This window comes from Haladaptatus sp. AB643 (assembly GCF_024136975.1).
In the GTDB taxonomy this organism is placed as follows: Archaea; Halobacteriota; Halobacteria; order Halobacteriales; family Haladaptataceae; genus Haladaptatus.
In genome coordinates this window covers 437,166-456,185 of record NZ_JAMYJW010000002.1, presented here as the reverse complement: position 1 = coordinate 456,185, position 19,020 = coordinate 437,166, and the positions used below count along the sequence as shown (strand labels likewise).

At 61.7% G+C, this 19,020-nt stretch carries 18 protein-coding genes; 7 read left to right on the top strand and 11 right to left on the bottom strand.

Features of this window, described 5'->3' with window-relative positions; all coding sequences use genetic code 11:
- Positions 1-90 precede the first annotated feature (90 nt).
- From NKF25_RS06850 to NKF25_RS06835, 4 genes are all read left to right on the top strand, one after another.
- Positions 91-786 (top strand): plastocyanin/azurin family copper-binding protein, encoded by a 696-nt coding sequence (locus NKF25_RS06850; protein WP_253225953.1) that lies wholly within the window; start codon positions 91-93, stop codon positions 784-786.
- Between the two features lie 101 nt (positions 787-887).
- Positions 888-1,097, top strand: a complete 210-nt coding sequence (locus NKF25_RS06845; protein ID WP_253225952.1) for a DUF1450 domain-containing protein — start codon at positions 888-890, stop codon at positions 1,095-1,097.
- Positions 1,094-2,623 (top strand): sulfatase-like hydrolase/transferase, encoded by a 1,530-nt coding sequence (locus tag NKF25_RS06840; protein WP_253225951.1) that lies wholly within the window; start codon positions 1,094-1,096, stop codon positions 2,621-2,623. Before NKF25_RS06845 ends, NKF25_RS06840 begins: the two co-directional genes overlap by 4 nt.
- A gap of 91 nt (positions 2,624-2,714) precedes the next feature.
- Positions 2,715-3,581: a class I SAM-dependent methyltransferase gene (locus tag NKF25_RS06835; protein WP_253225950.1), complete on the top strand. Its 867-nt coding sequence runs from the start codon at positions 2,715-2,717 to the stop codon at positions 3,579-3,581.
- Here the strand turns inward: NKF25_RS06835 and NKF25_RS06830 are convergent, their stop codons facing one another.
- The 3 genes from NKF25_RS06830 to NKF25_RS06820 all read right to left on the bottom strand — a co-directional run bounded on the left by NKF25_RS06830 (position 3,582) and on the right by NKF25_RS06820 (position 5,936).
- Entirely contained in the window at positions 3,582-3,986 is a 405-nt protein-coding gene (locus tag NKF25_RS06830; RefSeq protein WP_253225949.1) for a hypothetical protein, read from the bottom strand. It abuts the gene before it with no gap.
- A complete protein-coding gene (locus NKF25_RS06825) occupies positions 3,983-4,855 on the bottom strand; it encodes a ParA family protein (RefSeq protein ID WP_253225948.1) in 873 nt (290 codons plus the stop codon). Before NKF25_RS06825 ends, NKF25_RS06830 begins: the two co-directional genes overlap by 4 nt.
- A 625-nt stretch (positions 4,856-5,480) precedes the next feature.
- Positions 5,481-5,936: a gamma carbonic anhydrase family protein gene (locus tag NKF25_RS06820; protein ID WP_253225947.1), complete on the bottom strand. Its 456-nt coding sequence runs from the start codon at positions 5,934-5,936 to the stop codon at positions 5,481-5,483.
- 150 nt (positions 5,937-6,086) lie between these two features.
- On the opposite strand from NKF25_RS06820, the gene NKF25_RS06815 reads away from it, so the two are divergent.
- Complete coding sequence (locus NKF25_RS06815) at positions 6,087-7,553, top strand: nucleoside recognition domain-containing protein (protein ID WP_253225946.1); 1,467 nt, start codon at positions 6,087-6,089, stop codon at positions 7,551-7,553.
- A gap of 31 nt (positions 7,554-7,584) precedes the next feature.
- Here the strand turns inward: NKF25_RS06815 and NKF25_RS06810 are convergent, their stop codons facing one another.
- The 4 genes from NKF25_RS06810 to NKF25_RS06795 all read right to left on the bottom strand — a co-directional run bounded on the left by NKF25_RS06810 (position 7,585) and on the right by NKF25_RS06795 (position 12,304).
- Positions 7,585-8,550: an alpha-ketoacid dehydrogenase subunit beta gene (locus NKF25_RS06810; RefSeq protein WP_253225945.1), complete on the bottom strand. Its 966-nt coding sequence runs from the start codon at positions 8,548-8,550 to the stop codon at positions 7,585-7,587.
- A gap of 6 nt (positions 8,551-8,556) precedes the next feature.
- A complete protein-coding gene (locus NKF25_RS06805; protein ID WP_253225944.1) occupies positions 8,557-9,708 on the bottom strand; it encodes a thiamine pyrophosphate-dependent dehydrogenase E1 component subunit alpha in 1,152 nt (383 codons plus the stop codon).
- Positions 9,709-9,806: 98 nt separating this feature from the next.
- Positions 9,807-11,330, bottom strand: coding sequence for a class I adenylate-forming enzyme family protein (locus tag NKF25_RS06800; protein ID WP_253225943.1), 1,524 nt, complete (start codon positions 11,328-11,330; stop codon positions 9,807-9,809).
- Between the two features lie 95 nt (positions 11,331-11,425).
- Positions 11,426-12,304, bottom strand: a complete 879-nt coding sequence (locus NKF25_RS06795; RefSeq protein WP_253225942.1) for a fumarylacetoacetate hydrolase family protein — start codon at positions 12,302-12,304, stop codon at positions 11,426-11,428.
- Between the two features lie 129 nt (positions 12,305-12,433).
- Here NKF25_RS06795 and NKF25_RS06790 point away from each other — a divergent pair, with 129 nt between their 5' ends.
- The gene (locus NKF25_RS06790; protein ID WP_253225941.1) at positions 12,434-13,666 is read left to right on the top strand and encodes an FAD-dependent monooxygenase; all 1,233 of its coding nucleotides are present in this window, start codon (positions 12,434-12,436) and stop codon (positions 13,664-13,666) included.
- Positions 13,667-13,692: 26 nt separating this feature from the next.
- On the opposite strand, the gene NKF25_RS06785 is transcribed toward NKF25_RS06790, so the two are convergent.
- The 4 genes from NKF25_RS06785 to NKF25_RS06770 all read right to left on the bottom strand — a co-directional run bounded on the left by NKF25_RS06785 (position 13,693) and on the right by NKF25_RS06770 (position 17,733).
- Positions 13,693-14,775 carry a cupin domain-containing protein gene (locus NKF25_RS06785; RefSeq protein WP_253225940.1) on the bottom strand — a complete coding sequence of 361 codons (1,083 nt, stop codon included), beginning with the start codon at positions 14,773-14,775 and terminating at the stop codon, positions 13,693-13,695.
- 563 nt (positions 14,776-15,338) lie between these two features.
- Positions 15,339-15,512 (bottom strand): hypothetical protein, encoded by a 174-nt coding sequence (locus NKF25_RS06780; protein ID WP_253225939.1) that lies wholly within the window; start codon positions 15,510-15,512, stop codon positions 15,339-15,341.
- A gap of 71 nt (positions 15,513-15,583) precedes the next feature.
- Positions 15,584-15,982 (bottom strand): thioesterase family protein, encoded by a 399-nt coding sequence (locus NKF25_RS06775; protein WP_253225938.1) that lies wholly within the window; start codon positions 15,980-15,982, stop codon positions 15,584-15,586.
- A 194-nt stretch (positions 15,983-16,176) separates the two neighbouring features.
- Positions 16,177-17,733 (bottom strand): AMP-binding protein, encoded by a 1,557-nt coding sequence (locus tag NKF25_RS06770; protein ID WP_253225937.1) that lies wholly within the window; start codon positions 17,731-17,733, stop codon positions 16,177-16,179.
- 127 nt (positions 17,734-17,860) lie between these two features.
- Between NKF25_RS06770 and NKF25_RS06765 the strand changes: the two genes are divergently transcribed.
- The gene (locus NKF25_RS06765) at positions 17,861-18,682 is read left to right on the top strand and encodes a UbiA family prenyltransferase (RefSeq protein WP_253225936.1); all 822 of its coding nucleotides are present in this window, start codon (positions 17,861-17,863) and stop codon (positions 18,680-18,682) included.
- Positions 18,683-19,020 lie beyond the last annotated feature (338 nt).

Sequence of the window (19,020 nt, the reverse complement as noted above, 5' to 3'; positions counted from 1 at the left end):
AGCGGTCCACGGGGGGACATGGATGTACGCAACAAGCACGAACGACGGAAAGGGGGAGACGACGGTTCTCACGCAAACCGTCGATGGAGTATGAAACGAAGAACGTTCATCGCCGGTCTCGGTACCGGAGCGGCCGGGGCGACTGGAACCGTCGCCGCCCAGGATTCCGGCGATTCGGGGTCGGGAAACGGTGCCAATCCTCGGCGAGGAAGCGGAAGCAAATCCGACCCGTACGTCGTGGATATGGTGACGAGCGGATCGAGCTACTACTTCGACCCCGTCGGATTGTACGTCGAGAAGGGCAGTTACGTCCGCTGGGTGATCGAGTCGGGAGGCCACTCGACGACGTCGTACTCCAAGAACAATCCCAACTCGTCGTCGTCACTGATTCCCGACGGAGCGAAGTCGTGGGACAGCGGCGTCATCAACCAAGGACATTTCGACTACCAGTTCACCACCGAAGGGACGTACGACTACTACTGCATTCCGCACAAGACCCTCGGCATGGTTGGCCGCATCGTCTGCGGAAGCCCTGGCGGTCCGGCGGAGAAAACGCAGATTCCGGACGACGTCGGTTCCGGCATCATGCCGGACGGGAAGACCATCGTGAAGAAACAGTCGCTCTCGTACCCGTACGTTCCGACCACGGGCCACGGTGGGCCGCCAGCGTTGTTCTGGGCAGGGGCAGGCATATTCGGAGCCGTGAGTCTTTACCTGTTCCACATCTACGACGTGAAAACGGGGCGGTACGACGAGGACCACTCCGAATACCCGAAAACGAAGTAGGCGTTCAACCGTGACCGCGAAAGCCGAGTCGCATTTCCCACGCGGATCGGGTCACTTCGACCACCCGAGTCTTTATCGAAACGGATGAGCAATCACGGGGCATGTCTCCGACGGTCGAATACTGCCTGAGCAACGTCGAGGAGGACGTACGATGCCGGTTACGGGAAGTCGGCGCGGACGAACATCCTTGCCTGGAACACTGCGGTATCTGTTATGCGCGGCCGTTTCTGGTGGTCGATGGAACCCTCAGGGACGGCGACGACCACGAGGAACTGCTCGACGGTAGTAGACGTGAGACGGAGGACCGATGAACGTTCTCTTCGTCTCCATCGACAGTCTCCGCCGCGATTTCCTCGGTGCATACAGCAAGAAACCGGCCGTTGTCGGGTACGACGTCGAGACGGACAACCTCGACCGATTCGCGGAGAAAGCGGCCGTCTTCGACACGCACTACGCCGGGAGTCTCCCGTGCATGCCCACCCGGCGGGAGTGGCAGACGGGGACACAGGAGTTTCTCTGGCGGCCCTGGGGACCCATAGAGCCGTTCGACGCGACGCTTCCCCAACTGCTCCGGAAGAACGGCACCCTGACCGAACTGATAACCGACCATTACCACTATTTCCAACACGGGAGCCACGGCTACTACGAGGACTATAACGGTTTTTCGTTCGTTCGAGGGCAGGAGATAGACGCGTGGCGAACCGTTCCGAAGGAACCGGACGACCGGATGCGCGGACGACTCGCCGGAGCGGCCAGCACCCACCCCGACTCGCTCCGGTTTCGAAACCGAAACCAGTACGCTCGAAACGTCGATGAGTTCGAGTCGGTGGACGACTTCTTCGCGCCGCGGGTGTTCTCGTCGGTCACCGACTGGCTGGAACGGAATCAGGAGTGGGAATCGTGGTACTGTAACGTGGACAGCTTCGACGTGCACGAACCGTTCCACTGTCCGGAGCCGTACGCGTCGATGTACACGGACGAGGACCCCCGCGACGGCGACTTGCCCATTTGGCCCCACTACGGGAGAGTCGACAGCGGGCAGAGCGAACTGACCGAGCGACAACTCGACTTCCTTCGGTCGCAGTTCGCCGGGAAGGTGACGATGGTCGACCACCAGTTCGGGGACGTGCTCGACGCGCTCGATGAGCAGAACTTGTGGGACGAGACGATGGTCGTCGTCACGTCGGACCACGGATTCCTCCTCGGCGACCACGGCTGGATCGGGAAAAACGACGGGCCGGTGTACGACGTTCTCGCCAGAACCCCGCTGATGATTTGGCACCCGGACAGTCCGCGAATGGGCGAGCGGGTGTCGGAACTCACGTCGGCCGTCGACCTGTACGCGACGGTGCTCGACGCGCTCGATGTGGAGATACCGGGGCAGACTCACAGTCGGAGCCTGTACCCGCTCCTGATGGGCGAGACGGAGCGACACCGGGACTGGGCACTGTACGGCTACTGGGGGTCGTCGGTAAACGTCACGGACGGCGAACACACCTACCTCCATCCGTGCGACGGGGACGTTCCCACGGACTGTTACTCGACGACGATGATGAACCCCCGTTCGTGGTTCACCCCCGTCACACCGAAACACGATGCCGACGCCGGTGAGTTCCTCCCGTACAGCGAGTCTCCCGTATGGCGTTACGCCGGAAAGTCGTACGAACAGCACGATCGACCCATGCTGTTCGACGTTCGGACCGACCCCCGACAGCGAACGAACCTCGCCGGGGACGCGACCGACGTCGAAGGCGAACTGCGCGACGTCCTCCGCGATGCCATGGCGGAACTCGGCGCGCCGGAGACGCAGTTCGAGCGCCTCGGTCTCGCCGAATGAGCTTCCCGAGGGGAAATCGACGCCGCTTCCGGTCGGTACTCGGACGGGTCCGAGGGTTCTCACCCGCTCCGAGAACCAATTGGTAACACATATGCAATACATTGATGCGAGCGACGGCGACATCCTCCGTATGGACCATCACGAATACATCGAGGAGAATCGCGATCACTGGGACGAACTCGCGGAACACCATCCGGAAACCGACTTCTACGACGTCGAGGCGTTCCTCGACGGTGAGTCGTCGCTTCGGCGACTCGAACGGGAGGAGTTGGATATCGCCGACAGGAGGCTGTTACATCTCCAATGTCACTTCGGGATGGACACCCTCTCGTGGGTGCGGAACGAGGGTGTGGCCCACGCGACGGGCGTCGATTTTTCGCCGACCGCCATCGAGACCGCACGCGAGTTGCGGGACGAAATCGGCCTCACGCCGGAACGGGCGCGGTTCGTCGAGAGCGACGTCTACGAACTGCCGTCGAATCTGGACGGGACCTTCGAGGTGGTGTTCACCTCCTACGGCACCATTTACTGGCTTCCCGATTTGGGACGATGGGCGGACGTCGTCGCCACCCACCTCAAACCCGGCGGGACGTTCTACATCGCGGACGGACATCCGCTGACGAACCCTTTCGCGTACGAAAGCACCGCCGAGAGCTTGCAGGTCGCACATCCCTACTTCAACACCGAGGCGGTCACCGAGGAGTTCGACGGTAGCTACGCCGGGTGGGACTTCGGCCTGGAAAATCAGCGCTCGCACGGATTCTCGCACTCGATGGAGGACATCGTCACCGCGCTGATCGATGCGGGCCTCAGAATCGAGTTCCTCCACGAACACCCGTGGGCCACGTTCGGTCGGTTCGAAGCCATGGAACCGGACGACGACGACCGATGGCGACTTCCCGATATAGAATACGAGCTACCGTTCACGTTTTCGCTAAAGGCGACGAATCCCGCCTGACTATCGCTCCGGGTCGCGCCGTCGCTCGATGATGAGTTCGACGATCCGTTCCGGCTCCTCGGCCGCGAGCGAGAGGACGGCGTCGTGAATCTCACGCTTTTCCTCGTCGCGGATACCCTCCCGACGGAGTTCGGGGACGACGGAGATGCCGATCGCGTCCTCGAACTCGTCCCACGTCTCGCCGCGCGCATAGAGGGGGCGCTGGCGAACTTCGGAATAGTCGAACGACGGCCCCGAGACGGGGGCGGACGACTCCTCCGTTCGGTCCGACCCCTGGTCCGACGATGACTCCGGCGAGGTGGGGGCGTCCGTGGATTCGACGACGGGTTCGTTCGAACCCTCGACCGTGTCGTCCGAGTCGTCCTCGACCGCTCCCAAATCGTCGAACGGGTTCGCATCGGTCATCGTTCGACACCTCCGTTGGCGACGATGGTGGCCAACTCGTCGAAGTTTTCGAGTTGGCTGTTGTCGGGGTCGTAATCCATCAGTGGCTGCTGTGCTTTCAACGATTTCGAAAGCGCTGCGCTGTATCGGATTCCGGGTTTCGGGGGTTTCATCTCTCCATTATCGATGGCATCGAACTGGTCGGCCGTGATACGCGCGAAGTTCGGGACTTTTCCCTCCGTCGCGTCGGCGGTGTTGAGGTTTTCGAGCAGTTCGCGGTCTTCCGTTCGGTGATCGATCCGTTCGCGGAGTTTGTTCGGGACCAACGCGAGCACGTCGATGTCGATATACTCTCGGGAAGGGGTGATGAGTCGCTCCATCGTGCGTTTGTATCCGCCGATGGAACTGGATCCGGGTTCGAGCGGGATGATGACGTTGCCCGAGGCGACCAACGCGTTGTTGTTGAGCATGCCGGGGTAGGCCGGACAGTCGAACACGATGTAGTCGTACCGCTCGCCGAGCAGTGGGTCGACGATCTTCGTCTTCACCCGTGCGGAGCCCTGCAATGCCCCCGCGAGGTCCTTTTCCACGTCTTCGAGCGAATCCGACGACGGAAGGAGATCGAACCCGAACTCCGTCTCCTGGATCAGGTCGGAGACGGTCGCGTCCCCGTTGTCGAGGATAACGTCCCCGAGGTTCGTCTCCCCCCGATAGACGGTCCCGAAGCCGAGACCGTTGGTCGCGTGGCCGTTCGGATCGAGGTCCGCGAACAGGACGCGACCGCGTTCGGAAAGCTGTCGCGCGAGGTTCATCGAAATCGTTGATTTGCCGACGCCGCCCTTCAGGATGACCACGCTTACGGCGCGTGGAGTGTCTATGCTAGCTCCCATTTTGTGTAACCCAGCCGTCGCGATTTTTGGTAGGTAGCTCAGGTACAACAGCCACCTATTATGACTCGTACGCTCGTTTTGACGGTTAAAAGAGCCATCCTACCGAGAGGATATAAAGTTGCCGTAAGTAGATGCCTGAGCTACAATAGGTAGCTCAGATGCAATAGCTTAGTTACCTATTGTAGAAAATTGGGGCGTCACACCCGTGAAATCCGTAGCGGAATACGAACAGCGCACGAATACGGGTCGAACACGACGAACATCGATAGAGAGATGGTGGTAGAGTCACACATCCATAGAAATACGCTACATTTTTATTTTAGTAATTTGGAAGTAATAATCCAGAAAACGTTGACTTATAGGAAATTGTAGAAACGGTAGGGAAGTGTTCCGTCGTACTATCCGGTTTTATCGAATTATCCGTCCCCTTTCGTAAGTTCTGATATTCGAATTATTCCTGTGTTTCTACGACAATCGATGATTGTGGTGCTTCGTCGATGCGAGTGGCTACGTTACCCCAATCGAACCCCCTTCATCGTCGTCGTAATCGGACGATCACCCTTCCGGAATCCGCGTTCCGGACTTCGGTCTCGGTTCGATGTTCAACCGCGTCTAACGCCGTCAACTATCCGCGGAACCGTTGACCGAGGTCAACGTAGTGTTCGTGCGTGTTCGATATTTCTTCCAACTGTTCGTCCGTGAGCGGTTTGATCTCGGCGGGCGTTCCGTACGCCAGATGGCCTTCCGGAACGACTTGGTCCTGCAACACGACGGCGTTCGCCGCGACGATGCAGTTCGATTCGACGGTCGCACCGCCGAGAACGGCGCTCTGCATCCCGACGAGCGAGTGGTCCTCGACGGTCGCAAAATCGACGACAGCGCCGTGTCCGACCGTCACCTCGTCGCCCAACGTGGCCCCGTGCAACATCGTGAACTCCTGGACGTTCGTCTCCGCGCCGACGCGGACGGGACCGCGGTCCCCCCGCAAGCAGACGAACGGCCAGAGACTGGACCGTTCCCCGACGGTGACGTCGCCGACGAGGTACGCCATCTTCGAAACGAACGCGCTTTCGGCGGTCATAGGAGACCTCCCCTCGAATTTCTCCTGCATGGTCGACCGTATGAACGTCCGCCGACCTAATTTCGTCGATCGTTCGATAATCGTCCATCGAGCGAAAAGTGTCACACGCCAACGTACAACATTTTTCTACATCCCTCACGATTTAAAACTATGTTCGGCCAGAAGCCTTGGCAGTCATCTAGCCAACGGACTTGGAAACGGGAGGAAGACCAAGGGCAAGCAAAGACGATTCACGACGCTGAAACGGGTTCGTTCGAGACGATTCCGGTGTTGCGATTCCTGTTCGCGTTCTGCCTCGGCGTGTTCTTCTTCCTCGTTCCCGTTTCGTGGGAGGGCCAGATCACCGTGCCGTTCGACATCGCCGCCGGATTCATCACGGGAGCGTTTCCCACCCTCACCAGCGTCGCCGGGCTAGCGTTGATAACTGCCGGAGGTGCCCTCTCGCTCGTCGCTGAACTCCAGGACCGGGGAACCGTCGCGTTGGACGACCGAACCGTCGAACGATTCGACCTCGACTACTGGAAGACGACGCCCCTCTTCTGGCTCCTCCGGATTCTCGGCATCTTCGTGGCGTTCCTCCTGTTTTTCGACGTCGGTCCGGATATGTTGCACACCGACCTCGTCGGTGGTCTCGTCTGGGGGAAAATCGTCATGAGCATCGTCGTCATCATCCCGCTCGGGGCGGTGTTCGTGAACCTGCTCGTCGAACTCGGCGGCCTCGAATTCGTCGGCACGCTGGCGCGACCCGTCATGCGACCGGCGTTTCGACTGCCGGGACGTGCCGCACTCGACTCGCTCGCCTCCTGGATCGGCGCGTTCACGGTCGGCTACTACGTGACGTACAACGTCTTTCACCGCGGCGGCTACCACAAGCGCGACGTGTTCGTCATCGCCACCTGCTTCGCGCCGGTGAGTATCGGGTTCGTCGGCGTCGTCGTCTCGACGGTCGGTCTCCTGCAGATATTCCCGCTCATTCTGGTGTCGTGGGGCATCGCCGTACTACTCTGCGGGGTCATCCTTGTCCGCGTGCCGCCTCTCAGCAACATTCCCAAGGAGTACATCGCCGAGCCTTCGCCGGAACCCTCGTTCACCGGCACCCCGACCGACTACGGTCGGTTCGCCGTGGGGAAGGCCTTGGACGAAGCGGAGAACGGTCGCATCCTCTCCACGGCGGTTACCGGACTGATCGACGGGTTGAAAGTGACGGCGATAACGCTCGGAACGGTCGTCGCCATCAGCACGGTGACGCTCCTCGTCATCTCCCAAACCGACGTGTTTCGGGTGGTCTCCGCACCGCTCGGCGTCGTCATCGCCGGTCTCGGCATTCCACAATCGAATCAGGTCGCGTCCGCGATACTCATCAGCGGTATCGAGCAGGTGTCGGCGGCGGCCGTCGTCGCGAAGACGAGCGCGATGGCCCGCTTTTTCGTCACCATCGTGTCCATCTCCCAGATCATCTTCTTCGCCGCGTCGGCCCCGATGATGATGGACATGTTCAACGACATCCCGGTTCGATTCCGCGACCTCATCGTCATCTTCGCGCTTCGCACGGCGATTCTGATTCCGACCGCGGCGATCCTCGCACACGTCGCGAACTATCTGGGACTCCTGCCGTAGTCACGTCGAAAAAATCGATTCCCGACTCGACTCAGTGGTCGAGAACTCGTCGAATACCCTCCTCGATGCGGGGCGGATTCGGAAGGTAGTAGTCCTCCATCGAGAGCAACGGGACGGGAACGTCGAACCCGGTAACGCGCTCGACGGGCGCTTCGAGGTGGTACAGCGCGTCGTCGTTGATACGAGCGACGAGTTCGGAACCGAACCCGCCCGTCCGGGCCGCTTCGTGCACCACCAGCGCTCGGCCGGTCTTTTTCACCGACTCCACGACCGTCTCGTGGTCGAGCGGCGAAATCGTTCTGAGGTCGATAATCTCGGCATCGACGCCGAGGTTCGCCACGGCCTCCATCGTCGGTCGCATCATCGCGCCCCACGAGATGACGGTCAGTTCCGACCCTTCGCGCCGCACGGCGGCCGTTCCGAGCGGTTCTTCGTAGGATTCCTCGGGTATCTCCCCGCGGAACGACCGATAGACGTGTTTCGGTTCCATGAACAACACGGGGTCCGGGTCGCGTATCGCGGCGATGAGGAGTCCCTTGGCATCGCGCGGCGTGCTCGGAACGACGACCTTCAAACCGGGGACGTGACCGTACGCGCCTTCCAGGCTCTCCGAGTGATGTTCGAGCGCCTTGACCCCCGCGCCGTACGGCGTCCGAACGACGAGCGGCGCGGTCCATTCGCCGCGAGTTCGCCACCGCATTCGGCTTGCCTGCGTGACGAGTTGGTCGAACGCCGGGGTGAGAAAGCCCGAAAACTGTATCTCGGCGACGGGGCGGAAGCCGTACGCCGCGAGTCCGACAGCACCGCCCACGATGGCGATTTCCGAGAGCGGCGTGTCGACGACCCGTTCGCCGCCGAATCGGTCCTTCAGTCCGTCGGTGGCGCGAAAGACGCCGCCGCTCTCCGCGACGTCCTCGCCGAAGACCAACACGCGGTCGTCGTCCGCCATTTCGCCGTGTAACGCGTCGTTGATTGCGCCGACGATGGTTTCTTGCATGTTCGGTCACCCCTTGGGCCGCTGTTCGATGTGATCGTCGGCGTCCGGTCGCGCTTCGAGGAACGCCTCGAACTCGGCCAGTTGCCGCCGAAGAGACGGCGGCAGTTCGGCGTACAGATACTCGAACATCTCGCGGACGCTCCGCTCCTCGTACTCGTCCGCGGCGGCCAGCGCGGCGTCGAACTCGTCGTCGATGTCGTCCACGAGTGCTTCCCGGTCGATATCCCCCCACAGCCCTTCCGAGCGCAGAAACGACTCGTACCGCGTGAGCGGGTCTCGCTCCTCCCACTGGTCCACCTCGGACTGGTCGCGGTATCGACTCGGGTCGTCGCTGGTCGTGTGCGCGTCGAGACGGTACGTCACCGATTCCACCAGCGTCGGGTTCCCGTTGCGGGCGGCGTCGCGCGCTTCGGAGACCGCCTCGTACACGGCCAGCACGTCGTTTCCGTCGACGCGAATGCCGTCGATTCCGTACCCGACCGCTCGTTGTGCGAGTGAGCGGGCGTTCGTCTGCTTCTCGAACGGCGTCGAGATGGCGTACTGGTTGTTCTGACAGAAGAACACCGCCGGGGCGTCGAGCACGCCCGCGAAGTTCACCGCCTCGTGGACCGCACCGGTGCTGCTCGCTCCATCGCCGAAGTACGCCGCGACGACGGAGTCGCTGTCGGAGAGTTTCATTCCCCACGCGGCACCGGTGACGACGGGGAGGTGTCCGCCGATGGAGATGGCTATCATCTGGTCGTGTTTCGCCAGTTCCCGGTTCGCGTCCGCGACGCCACGCCAGAACAGGATCAGGTCCCGCATCGGTAGCCCTTGGAGCAACATCGCGCCCGCTTCGCGTCCCATCCCGAGCAACCAATCGTCGCGTTCGAGCGCGTATCCGGACCCGATGATGCTCGCCTCCTGTCCGCGGCCCGAACCGAACGTCCCGACCTGTCCGCGCCGCTGGAGCTTTACCATCCGTTCATCGAACGTCCGCTCGACGAGCATCCATCGGTACAGGTCGCAGAACGCTTCGTCGTCGAGGCTCGGAACCTCGTCGGAATCGTACGAACCGTCGGGAGCGAGGATTCGAAAGCGTCCGACGTCGAGATCCTCCTGTGAGACCCGCCCTCGGTTCGGTCCGGTCGACACCGTTGCGCTACTGTCGTTGGCCATGGCTTCTTACCACCGTTGTTTCGAACACGCACGGTCGAGAGATAAATCCATCGGGGACGTGTCATGGTGACAAGCCACACAAGAGACGTGGGCGAACGTCACTCCAACTCTCGGAGTTCGTATCGCAGTATCTTGCCACTCGGGTTGCGGGGGAGTTCGTCGACGAACGCGTACTCGCGGGGACGCTTGAAGTCCGCGAGGTCGTCGTTTCGCAGGCACCAGTCGTCCAACTCCGCCGCCGACAACCCGTCGTCCGCGACGACGTACGCCTTCACGATTTCGCCCCAGTTGTCGTGCGGTGCGCCGATGACGCCGACGTCCCGGATTTTCGGGTGGGAGACGAGGACATCTTCCACGTTCTCGGGGTGGATGTTCTCCCCGCCGCTGATGAGCATATCGTCGGCGCGGCCGGTGAGGACGATGTTTCCGTCCTCGGTCCGACGGGCCGCGTCGCCGGTGAAGAACCAGCCGTCGCGGACGGCCTCGGCGGTTCGCTCCGGCTTGTTCAGGTAGCCGTCGAACGCGAGCGGGGAGTCGGTGTTGACGATGAGTTCACCTTCCGTCCCGCGTTCGACCACATCGTCCGGTGTCCCGTCCAGTTCGACGATTCGCACCTCGTAGAAGAGATTCGCCGGGCCGGTCATCGCCGGGTTATCGTCGCCGTCCAACGCGGCGTGTGCGGTCGTTCCGAACGCCTCCGTCGTGCCGTACTGGTTCGTGATGTGCTCCGGGTCGAAGACATCCACGACGCGGTCGAAGAGGTTCGAACTCATCGGCGCGCCCGAATACCCCACGGCCCGCACGCTACTGACGTCCGCCTCGTCTATCGCGTCGGTTTCGAGGTACTGGTTGAATATCGTCGGCGCTTCGTGGAGGGCACTGACGTTCCACTCGGGAATCGACCGAACGCAGCGTTCGGGGTCGAATTCCGGCATACAGAGGTAGGTTCCGGAGACGCTCAACGCGGCGCACAGGACGCCGTGCAGTCCGACGGTGTGGTACAGCGGCATGACGCCGATGAGCGTCTCGCCGAGGTAGTACCGCTGGCCCATCGCGTTGACGAGCGTTCGCCCGGTCGTCGCTCGATGGTCGAGGGGGATTCCCTTCGGGTCGCCGGTCGTCCCCGAACTGTACAGGATGACGCTCGGGTCCTCGCTCGACGGGACGATTTCCGGTTCGTCCGCCGACGCGTCCAGCAGCGAATCGAACGCCGTCGTTCCCGACGGCGGGTCGTCTCCGACGTAGATTCGGCCGGAATCGAGCGAGTCGACGGCCGCTTCCACCGCCTCCCGCGACAAGTCGTCGTACAGTAGCACGTCCGCGTCCGAATCGGCGACGTGATATTCGACGCCGCCGGGAGCCACCCGGAAGTTGAACGGGACGGCGACGGCCCCGACGAACTGCGTCGCGAGGAACACCATCGCGTTCTCCGGCCGATTTCCCATGCAGACGGCGACCCTGTCCCCACATCCGATGCCGCGCTCGCGCAGTCCATTGGCGAGCGAATAAACCTGGTCTGCCAGTTCTCGGTACGTGAACTCCCGTCCGGACTGGAGGTTCACGATGGCAACGGTGTCCGGCGTCCGCGCCACCGATTGCCTGAACAGTTGCGGAAATAGCATACCCGCCTATTGAGAACATACCACAAATAATGTTCGGGGTACCGGGAGGTGCAAGCCTCGACCAAGAACCTTGACAGCGATCATACTTCTAGCAGTCAGTTCTGGCCGCCCTTCTGAACGTCCACGTCCTCGAATCGAACGTCGCTGCCTGTGACGTCGACGCTCATCGAACCGACGTTCTCGATTTCGGCGTCCACGGTGTCGCCGTCTTCGAGTGCGCTCACGCCCTCGGGCGTTCCCGTCGTGATAACGTCGCCCGCCTCGACAGTCGACCCGATGGACGCGTACTGGACGATGTCGGCGCAGGTGTACACCATGTCGCCGGTGTTCTCCTGCTGGCGCGTCTCGCCGTTGAGTCGGAGTTCCATTTCGAGGTCCTGCGGGTCGCCGATTTCGTCCGGCGTCACGACGCAGGGGCCGATGACGGTGAACGTGTCGTAGGATTTCCGGTTCGACCGGTCCTGGTCGCCACGAATTGAGATGTCCAACAGGATGGTGTAGCCGAAGATGTGGTCCCACGCGTCGTCCGCGTGAACGTCCTTGACGTCGTCGTCCATCACGAACGCGAGTTCGATTTCGTGGTCGGTGCGTCGGTCAGCGAACGGCAACTCGATACCGTGGTCCGGGCCGACGACGCTCGACGGAGCCTTCAGAAAGTAGCCCTTGTCCTCGATGGTAAACCACTCCTCGGTGGTGATATCGCGGTCGGCTAACGCCTCCTCGATGTGGTTTTCGTAGTTCAGCGGGGCGGCGATGACCTTGCCGGGTCGCTGGACGGGTGAGTTGAGTTCGACGTCGTCCCGGTCGTGGTCGGGAGATGCGTCCGCGTACTCGCTGGCGTCGTACTCGCCGCGGATGTATTCGAGCAGCGGATCGTTCGACTCGATGCCCAATCGCTCGGTCAGGTCGATGATACCGGTCCCGTCGTCGGTGAGCAGTCCCAGTCGGTCGCCGTCGAAGTGGACGAATCGCATGGAACCATATCCGTTCAGCGTACACATAAAAGATTGCGTTGGAAATCCGAATATAACGCGCAGTCGTTGGATGTGAGAGTCTCCGACAAGGAAACTAACTAATAGGGCGAATCCGTCGTTAGGTGTAGAATGGGTTCCGACGAAAGTGGCAGTGAGTCTTCAGTAATCGTCACCGGTGCCGGTCCGACCGGGATGACCGCCGCACTCGCGTTGCACGCTCGTGGCGTTCCGGTTACGATCCTCGAAGCAGATCCGCAGGACCGAGAACGACCCGGTAGCCGGGCGATATACATCCACGGCGCGACGCTTCACACCCTCGAACAGAACAGTCCGGGGTTGGGCAAAAAGCTCGCCGATGAGGGAATCGTCTGGCCGACGAGACGGACGCTCTGGCGCGGCAAACAAGTGTTCGAACGGACGTATTCGAATCCCGGTGGCTCCGGCGAACTACCGCACTTCACCAGTCTCCCACAGGTGTGGACGGAGGATTACATGCTCGAAGCGCTCGAAGACGCGGGCGTCGAAGTTCACTGGGATTCTCCCGTCGAAACGGTCGAGTCGTCCCTCGACGGCGTCCGCGTCGAGACGGAGGACGGCGACGAATGGGAGGCGTCCTATCTCGTCGGTGCCGACGGTGCCGGTTCGACCGTTCGCAAGCAAATCGGGGCCGAGTTCGACGGCGAGGAGTCGAAGAACTCGTTCGTCATCGCCGACGTGGAGGAGGACCCCGAAAATCCGAGACGACTTGAGCGGGTGTTCCACTACGACCACCCGGCCGTTGACGGCCGAAACGTCCTGCTAGTCCCGTTTCAGGGCGGTTGGCGGGTCGATATCCAGTGCAAGGAGACCGACGACCCCGAGCGTCTCGCCAACGACGACGTCATTAGCAACCTCGTGGCGACGACGCTCGGCGAACGCTACCGCGACCGCGTCTCGTGGGTATCGACCTACCAGTTCCTCCAAGTTACCGCGGACAGGTTCATCGACGACCACCGTCGCGTCCTGCTCGCGGGCGAGGCGGCACACCTGTTCGCCCCGTTCGGCGCGCGGGGGATGAACTCCGGTATCGCGGACGCCGACGCGGCGGCATCCGCCATCACGGTCGCATTGCAGTCGAACGTCGATTCGGTCAGACGGGCCGAAGTCGAGCAGTACGCCGCGCTACGCGAGCGGTCCGCAGCCTGGAACAAGGATGCCGCCGGGCAGGCGCTCGAATACCTCCAAGGGGACAGTCCGGTCACCAAGGCGAAAAAGCGCCTCGCGGCGGCCGCCTCCGACCACTGGGAGCGCGCCGGAGAGTGGCTCGACGACGCACCTTACGGCCCGCACGGCAGTCCGCCGACCTCAGTCGGCCAGTACTGAACGAGAAAACGAGGTCTTTTTTACATCTACGAGGGCTGTGCCTCGGCGTAGAAGTTGAACGCCTCGAACACCGGTCGGTCGGTCATGCCGAGGAGAATCGCCTCGTCGTCGGGTTCGTGGTGGTGAGTCGCGTCCGGCGGCACCACGAAGATGTCCCACTTGCCCCACTCCAGCGCCTCGTCGTCCACGTGGGTCGCACCCTCGCCCTCGATGACGAAGTACACCTCCGTCGCGTTGTGGAAGTGCGGGTCCGTCGGCCCTTCGTTCACCAACTGCGCGCGAAAGGACATCGTCGGGAACAGCGGTTGGTCCCCCGTCGCTGGATTGACGTACGCGAGACTGTACCCGTCATGCGGGTCGGGTTCGTCGTTGTCGGACCGCTGGCGGAGCGTCTCCAGCATCTCGTCCCACCCGAAGCGGTACGGCGGCGTCGCCTCGCGGACGCCCTCGAACGGTCCCGGAATGGAACCGTCGGACTGCTGATCGGCGGGGCGGCCGCGACCGTATTGGGAGTCCCAGTAGCCCTGCGTTTTGGTCACGGGTTGGCGTTCGAGTTCGTGATTCTCGAACACCTGTCGCTTGTTCAGCGAGTCCAAGAAGAGGGGGAGGTCGAGGACGTCCAGCCATGCGGCTGTCTCGTCAGAGTCGTTGACGTGGTCGTGCCACTCCCACTGCGGCGTCGTGACGAGGTCGTTGTCGCGCATCGGGAACTCCTCGCCCGCGACGACCGTCTTCATCTCCTCGTTACCGTCGATGGTGAACCGCAGGGCGTTCGCCGAGTGGCGGTGCGACGGGGCGGTCTCCCCCGGCGAAACCGTCTGCACCCCGACGTAGATAGTGTTCGAGATGGCGTTGCCGAGCGCGGTGTTGATCGGAACCGCGACCCGCCGCTGGAATCCCGGCGGCAGGTCGGCGATGGGCACGTCATCCTCGATGCTGTCGATGGCGGTCTGGATGTCCTCCCACTTCCAGATGTCCGGTTCGAGGTCGTCCATGACGTTCCCGAAGTCGTCCTCGACCTCCCAGAGCGGGCGGAGGCCGTGTTCCTCCAGAATGCTTCGCGTACCGGAACTCAGCTCTAAGAGTTCCTCCGGGTCCTTCTGAGCCATAGTCACACATTCGCACAGATTCATCATAAGTCTAGTGGACACGGCCATCTGGTGGTGGTCGGAGACGAGCGACGACGGGGATTTGGTTCGCTTCGAAGAGGCGTGTTTGCGTGGTGTAGAGTTACGGTTGCTGCGAAGCAGACCACCCCTGTCCGCTCGTTACGCAGAGATTTGGTTGGCCTTTCTTGGATTACAACTACCGAGCGGCAATGAAACCGCAACCGCACCGCCGCCGCATTGCACCACATTCCCTGTGCGAGACCGACCAATCGACACGGCGCGCGAGGTCCTCGTGAACGGAGTGAACGAGTGGCTCGTCAGAGCTCCGCTCTGACGGTGGATGACGACCAAGGAGCGAAGCGACGATGGGAGTTCTCGTGAGCGACAGGGGAGCGAACGAGCGGGGGGTTTCGGGGTCTGCCTTCCAGTAACTGCAATCACACACCAATCAAACACGTCTCGTTGTCGCGAACCAGAGAGAACGTTCGAAATCTGCCGCTCGGTGGTCCGATCACATCAAACCCAGAATCACCACGAAAAGACGAATCGTACACCGCGTATCGTCACTCCGCCTGCGCATCGAAAACTTCGTCGGAAGGGAAGACTGACCGGCAGTCTTCACAGACCATCTGGCCCTGAATGGCGTACTCCCAGAGCTTTCCGCCACAGCTCAGACAGTCGAAGTGCGCCTGCACGAACGGACTCTCCTCGGCGTAGATGTTGTCGAACTCGGCCATGGTAGTACATGACGATGGGAATCCCAAAAGCGTATCGTCCGCGACGAACTGCTCGAAGTTCGAGACCCGACTCAGTCGGCATAGGGTTCCAACGCTTCGCGGAGGTCGTCGGGCAGTTCCATCGAACCCTCACTGCCGGTGCGGGCGCAGACGCGTTGTTCGTACCCCGAGAACGCCACTTCGCCGTCGCAGCGCGCGACGTACTCGAACCGAACGCTTCGATTGCCGAGCGACGGCGTGAGTCCGACGGTAACTTTATCGCCCGCCTCCACGGGATTCTCGAACTCGAAGTTCACCTCGACAATGGGCAGACCGTACCCGTGGTCCTGTGAAATCTCCCAGAACGGAAAACCGATATCCTCCATGAAGATGTCGGAGGTCTCGTGGACGGCCTCGATGATACGCGGGTAGTAGGCGATACCGAACGGGTCGGCGTCGGAAAACCGCACCGTCCAGATGCGCTCGTACATTTCAGTTCACCTCGTCTCCGCTGTTTCCCGTCGTCCGGGACATCGAAACCCGCGATAGCGTCCGGAACGTACCAGTATCCACGATAGCGTCCGATTCGAACATTCGTTTGAAACTCACAGGGTGGCAATAGAGAGAGAACCGTGATATACGTTTTCCCGATCCAGCGGTATTCACACTCCGGTCCGAGTCGGCGTCAACTGAAGTGGCGCTCAACGAGACGCTCTCGCTGTATCGTTCCCGTGTCGGTTCGCGGCAGGGAGTCGGTGACAATGGCGTACCGTCGCGGGCGTTTGAAATCGGCGAGCGAGTCGAGGTTCCTGCAGAACGCGTCGAGTTCCTCCGCATCGAGTGACCCCCCATCGAGCGACTCCTCGGTGACCACGACGCTCGTGACTACCTCCCCCCAGTGATCGTCGTCCACCCCGAACACGCAGACTTCCCGTACCGCCTCGTGTTCCTCCAGCGCGCGTTCGATTTCGCGAGGATAGACGTTCTCCCCGCCGCTGACGATCATATTGTCGACGCGGTCGACGACGTAGAGGAATCCGTCGTCGTCCACCCGTGCCACGTCGCCCGTTCTGACCCACCCGTCGAAGTATGACTTCCGTTCGGCTCGTTCGTTATCGATATACCCGGTCGACATTCCGGGACCGCGGGCGATGATTTCGCCGCGTTCGCCCGCATCAACGACCGCCGTCGGGTCCGGATGCTCGGTCGGCGTCGCGGCTTCGACCACGCGCAACTCCCAGACGAACGACTCTTTGCCGATGGTTCCGGGATGCTCCGCTTGAACGGACGGGTGGGCGAACGCGAGATTCGGTCCGCCTTCGGTCAACCCGTAGGTGTTGTAGACGTTTTCGGTGAGCAGTGTCGCGGTCCGTTCGATCAGGCTCTCGGTCACTATCGAACCGCCGGTCCGGATGTACGACAGCGATTCGACACCATAGTTCGCGTCGGCCTGCGCGTCGTTCAGCGCGTTCAGTTGCGTCGGGACGGCGAGCATCCCCGTCACGTCGTGTTCCTCGATGAGTTCGAGCGCCTCGTCCGGATGGAATTGCGAGTGCAGGACGAGCGTGGCCCCCGCGAGCAGGTGAGGGTACAGCCACGCGTCGGTCGTCACCATGTGATACCATGGCGTCGTCACGAGTGCGACGTCGGTCTCGTCGATGCCGTGTTCCATGACGACCTGCGTCGCGCCGAGCCACATTTGTTCCTGATCGAACCGGACCGCCTTCGGTTGGCTCGTCGTCCCGCTGGTGTAGAACACGGCGCACTCGTCTCCGTCGGGCAATGCCTCCTCGCGATCGGATGGAGCAACCGAGAGCACGGTCCCGTATGACTCCACGTCGGGACGGTCGAGGCTCCGTGTTCCGACGTGAATCGCGGTCTCGAACGCCCCGCCGTCGAGCATCGAAAGCGCGGCCTCCGCGTTCGCGTCGTCGAATATCAGGCCCGCCGCGTCCGCCGTCTCGGCCATCGAAACTAGCTCCCTCGAACTCCCCCGAAACGGAAGTTGGACAGTGGCCGCGCCGCGCTTCTGTCCCGCGATCATCGATGCGACGGTGGCGGACCCATTGCGCGTGAGGACCGCACATCGCTCGGACGGGATTCGCGCTTCGAGAGCGTTCGCCAGTTCGGTGCTTCGTCGGTCGAGTTCCTCGTAGGTGAACTCGGTACCATCGTCGGTGACGATAGCGGTATCTGTCGTGTGCACTCGGGCGGTTCGGTCGAACGCCTCTAAGTAGTTCATAGTGTATCTGCGGTATGGTACAGCATACCGACAGTGACTATTAATTGTTGTGATTAGCGAGGTATCTGCACTCGTGTCGGAGGACGATTACGGGAGGATTTTTGTACGCCTTCGAGCAACGATACCCATGCTCGCCGAAACCGCCCGTTCACAGGGCCGCGGACTCCTCTCGTACCTCCACCCCGCGTTCATGGGTCCCGCCGTGGGGATGTCGCTGTTCGGGGGGCTTCTCGCCCGGGAGTTCGCCGCCGTTCCGGGTACGGTCCACGCTTTCGCGGTCGGACTCGCGCTCTACACGGCTCACCTGAAGGACGGCTACGTCGACGGCCACCTGCGCGGCGAGGAGACGCCAGCCCTGTCCGCCATAACGAACCGACAGTCGATTTGGGTCGCCAGCACCGGATTCGCCGTCGTTCTGGGTGCGCTGTGGCTGACAGTCGGGTTCGTCTCCGTACTGTGGGTCGTCCCGCTGTGGATACTCGCGATGCTCCACGCACCCTATCTCGATAAGAATCCCCTCGGCGGAACCGTCGGCTATCCGGTCGGTATCGCGTTGGCTATCGGCGGCGGGTTTTTCGTTCAAGCACACCGTCTCCCGGTTCGAATCATCGGAGTTTCGCTCGTGTTCCTCGTGCTCCTCTCGGCCGTCAAGATTTCGACCGACAGGGAGGATTACGAGTTCGACCGTTCGATCGAGAAACGAACCGTCCCGGTCGCGCTCGGTACGGACACGGCGAACGAGATCAGCATCGGGGTGTTCCTCCTCGCTTCAGCACTCGTCGTAGGATTGATTGCCGTCGGGACGTTTCCCCCACTGACGACCATCGCGGCGGTCTTCCCGCTTTGTGCGGCGTGTGTCTCCGCTTTCGTATCGAGGGACAGGTCGATTCGTCTCCAGATGCTGCTGATGTACCCGTTCGCCGCTACGCTCTTTCTAACGCTTCGATGAATCGAACGCTGTCGAGCGTTACACTACGGAACCCACAACCCACGAAGGTCTACTACGGAATCGACCATCGAGCGTTCCTCCTCCGGAACTCCCTATCGAGTGCTCACCCTCCACCACCGAATGTCCACCCTCGCTACCAATCAGCCGACCGCTATACACTCGCGATTCGATCGACGACATGTGTTCGATGCCAACGAACGATTGCATTCGGAAGAGAGTGAGGTCGAGGACGACAAAATGACCACGAGGGGACAACAAGAGCGGTTTATCGGCCATTTTCGGCCGTCTAAGAGCTCACAGTAGTATGACGCTGCTATGATTGTAACGTTGAACGCGAA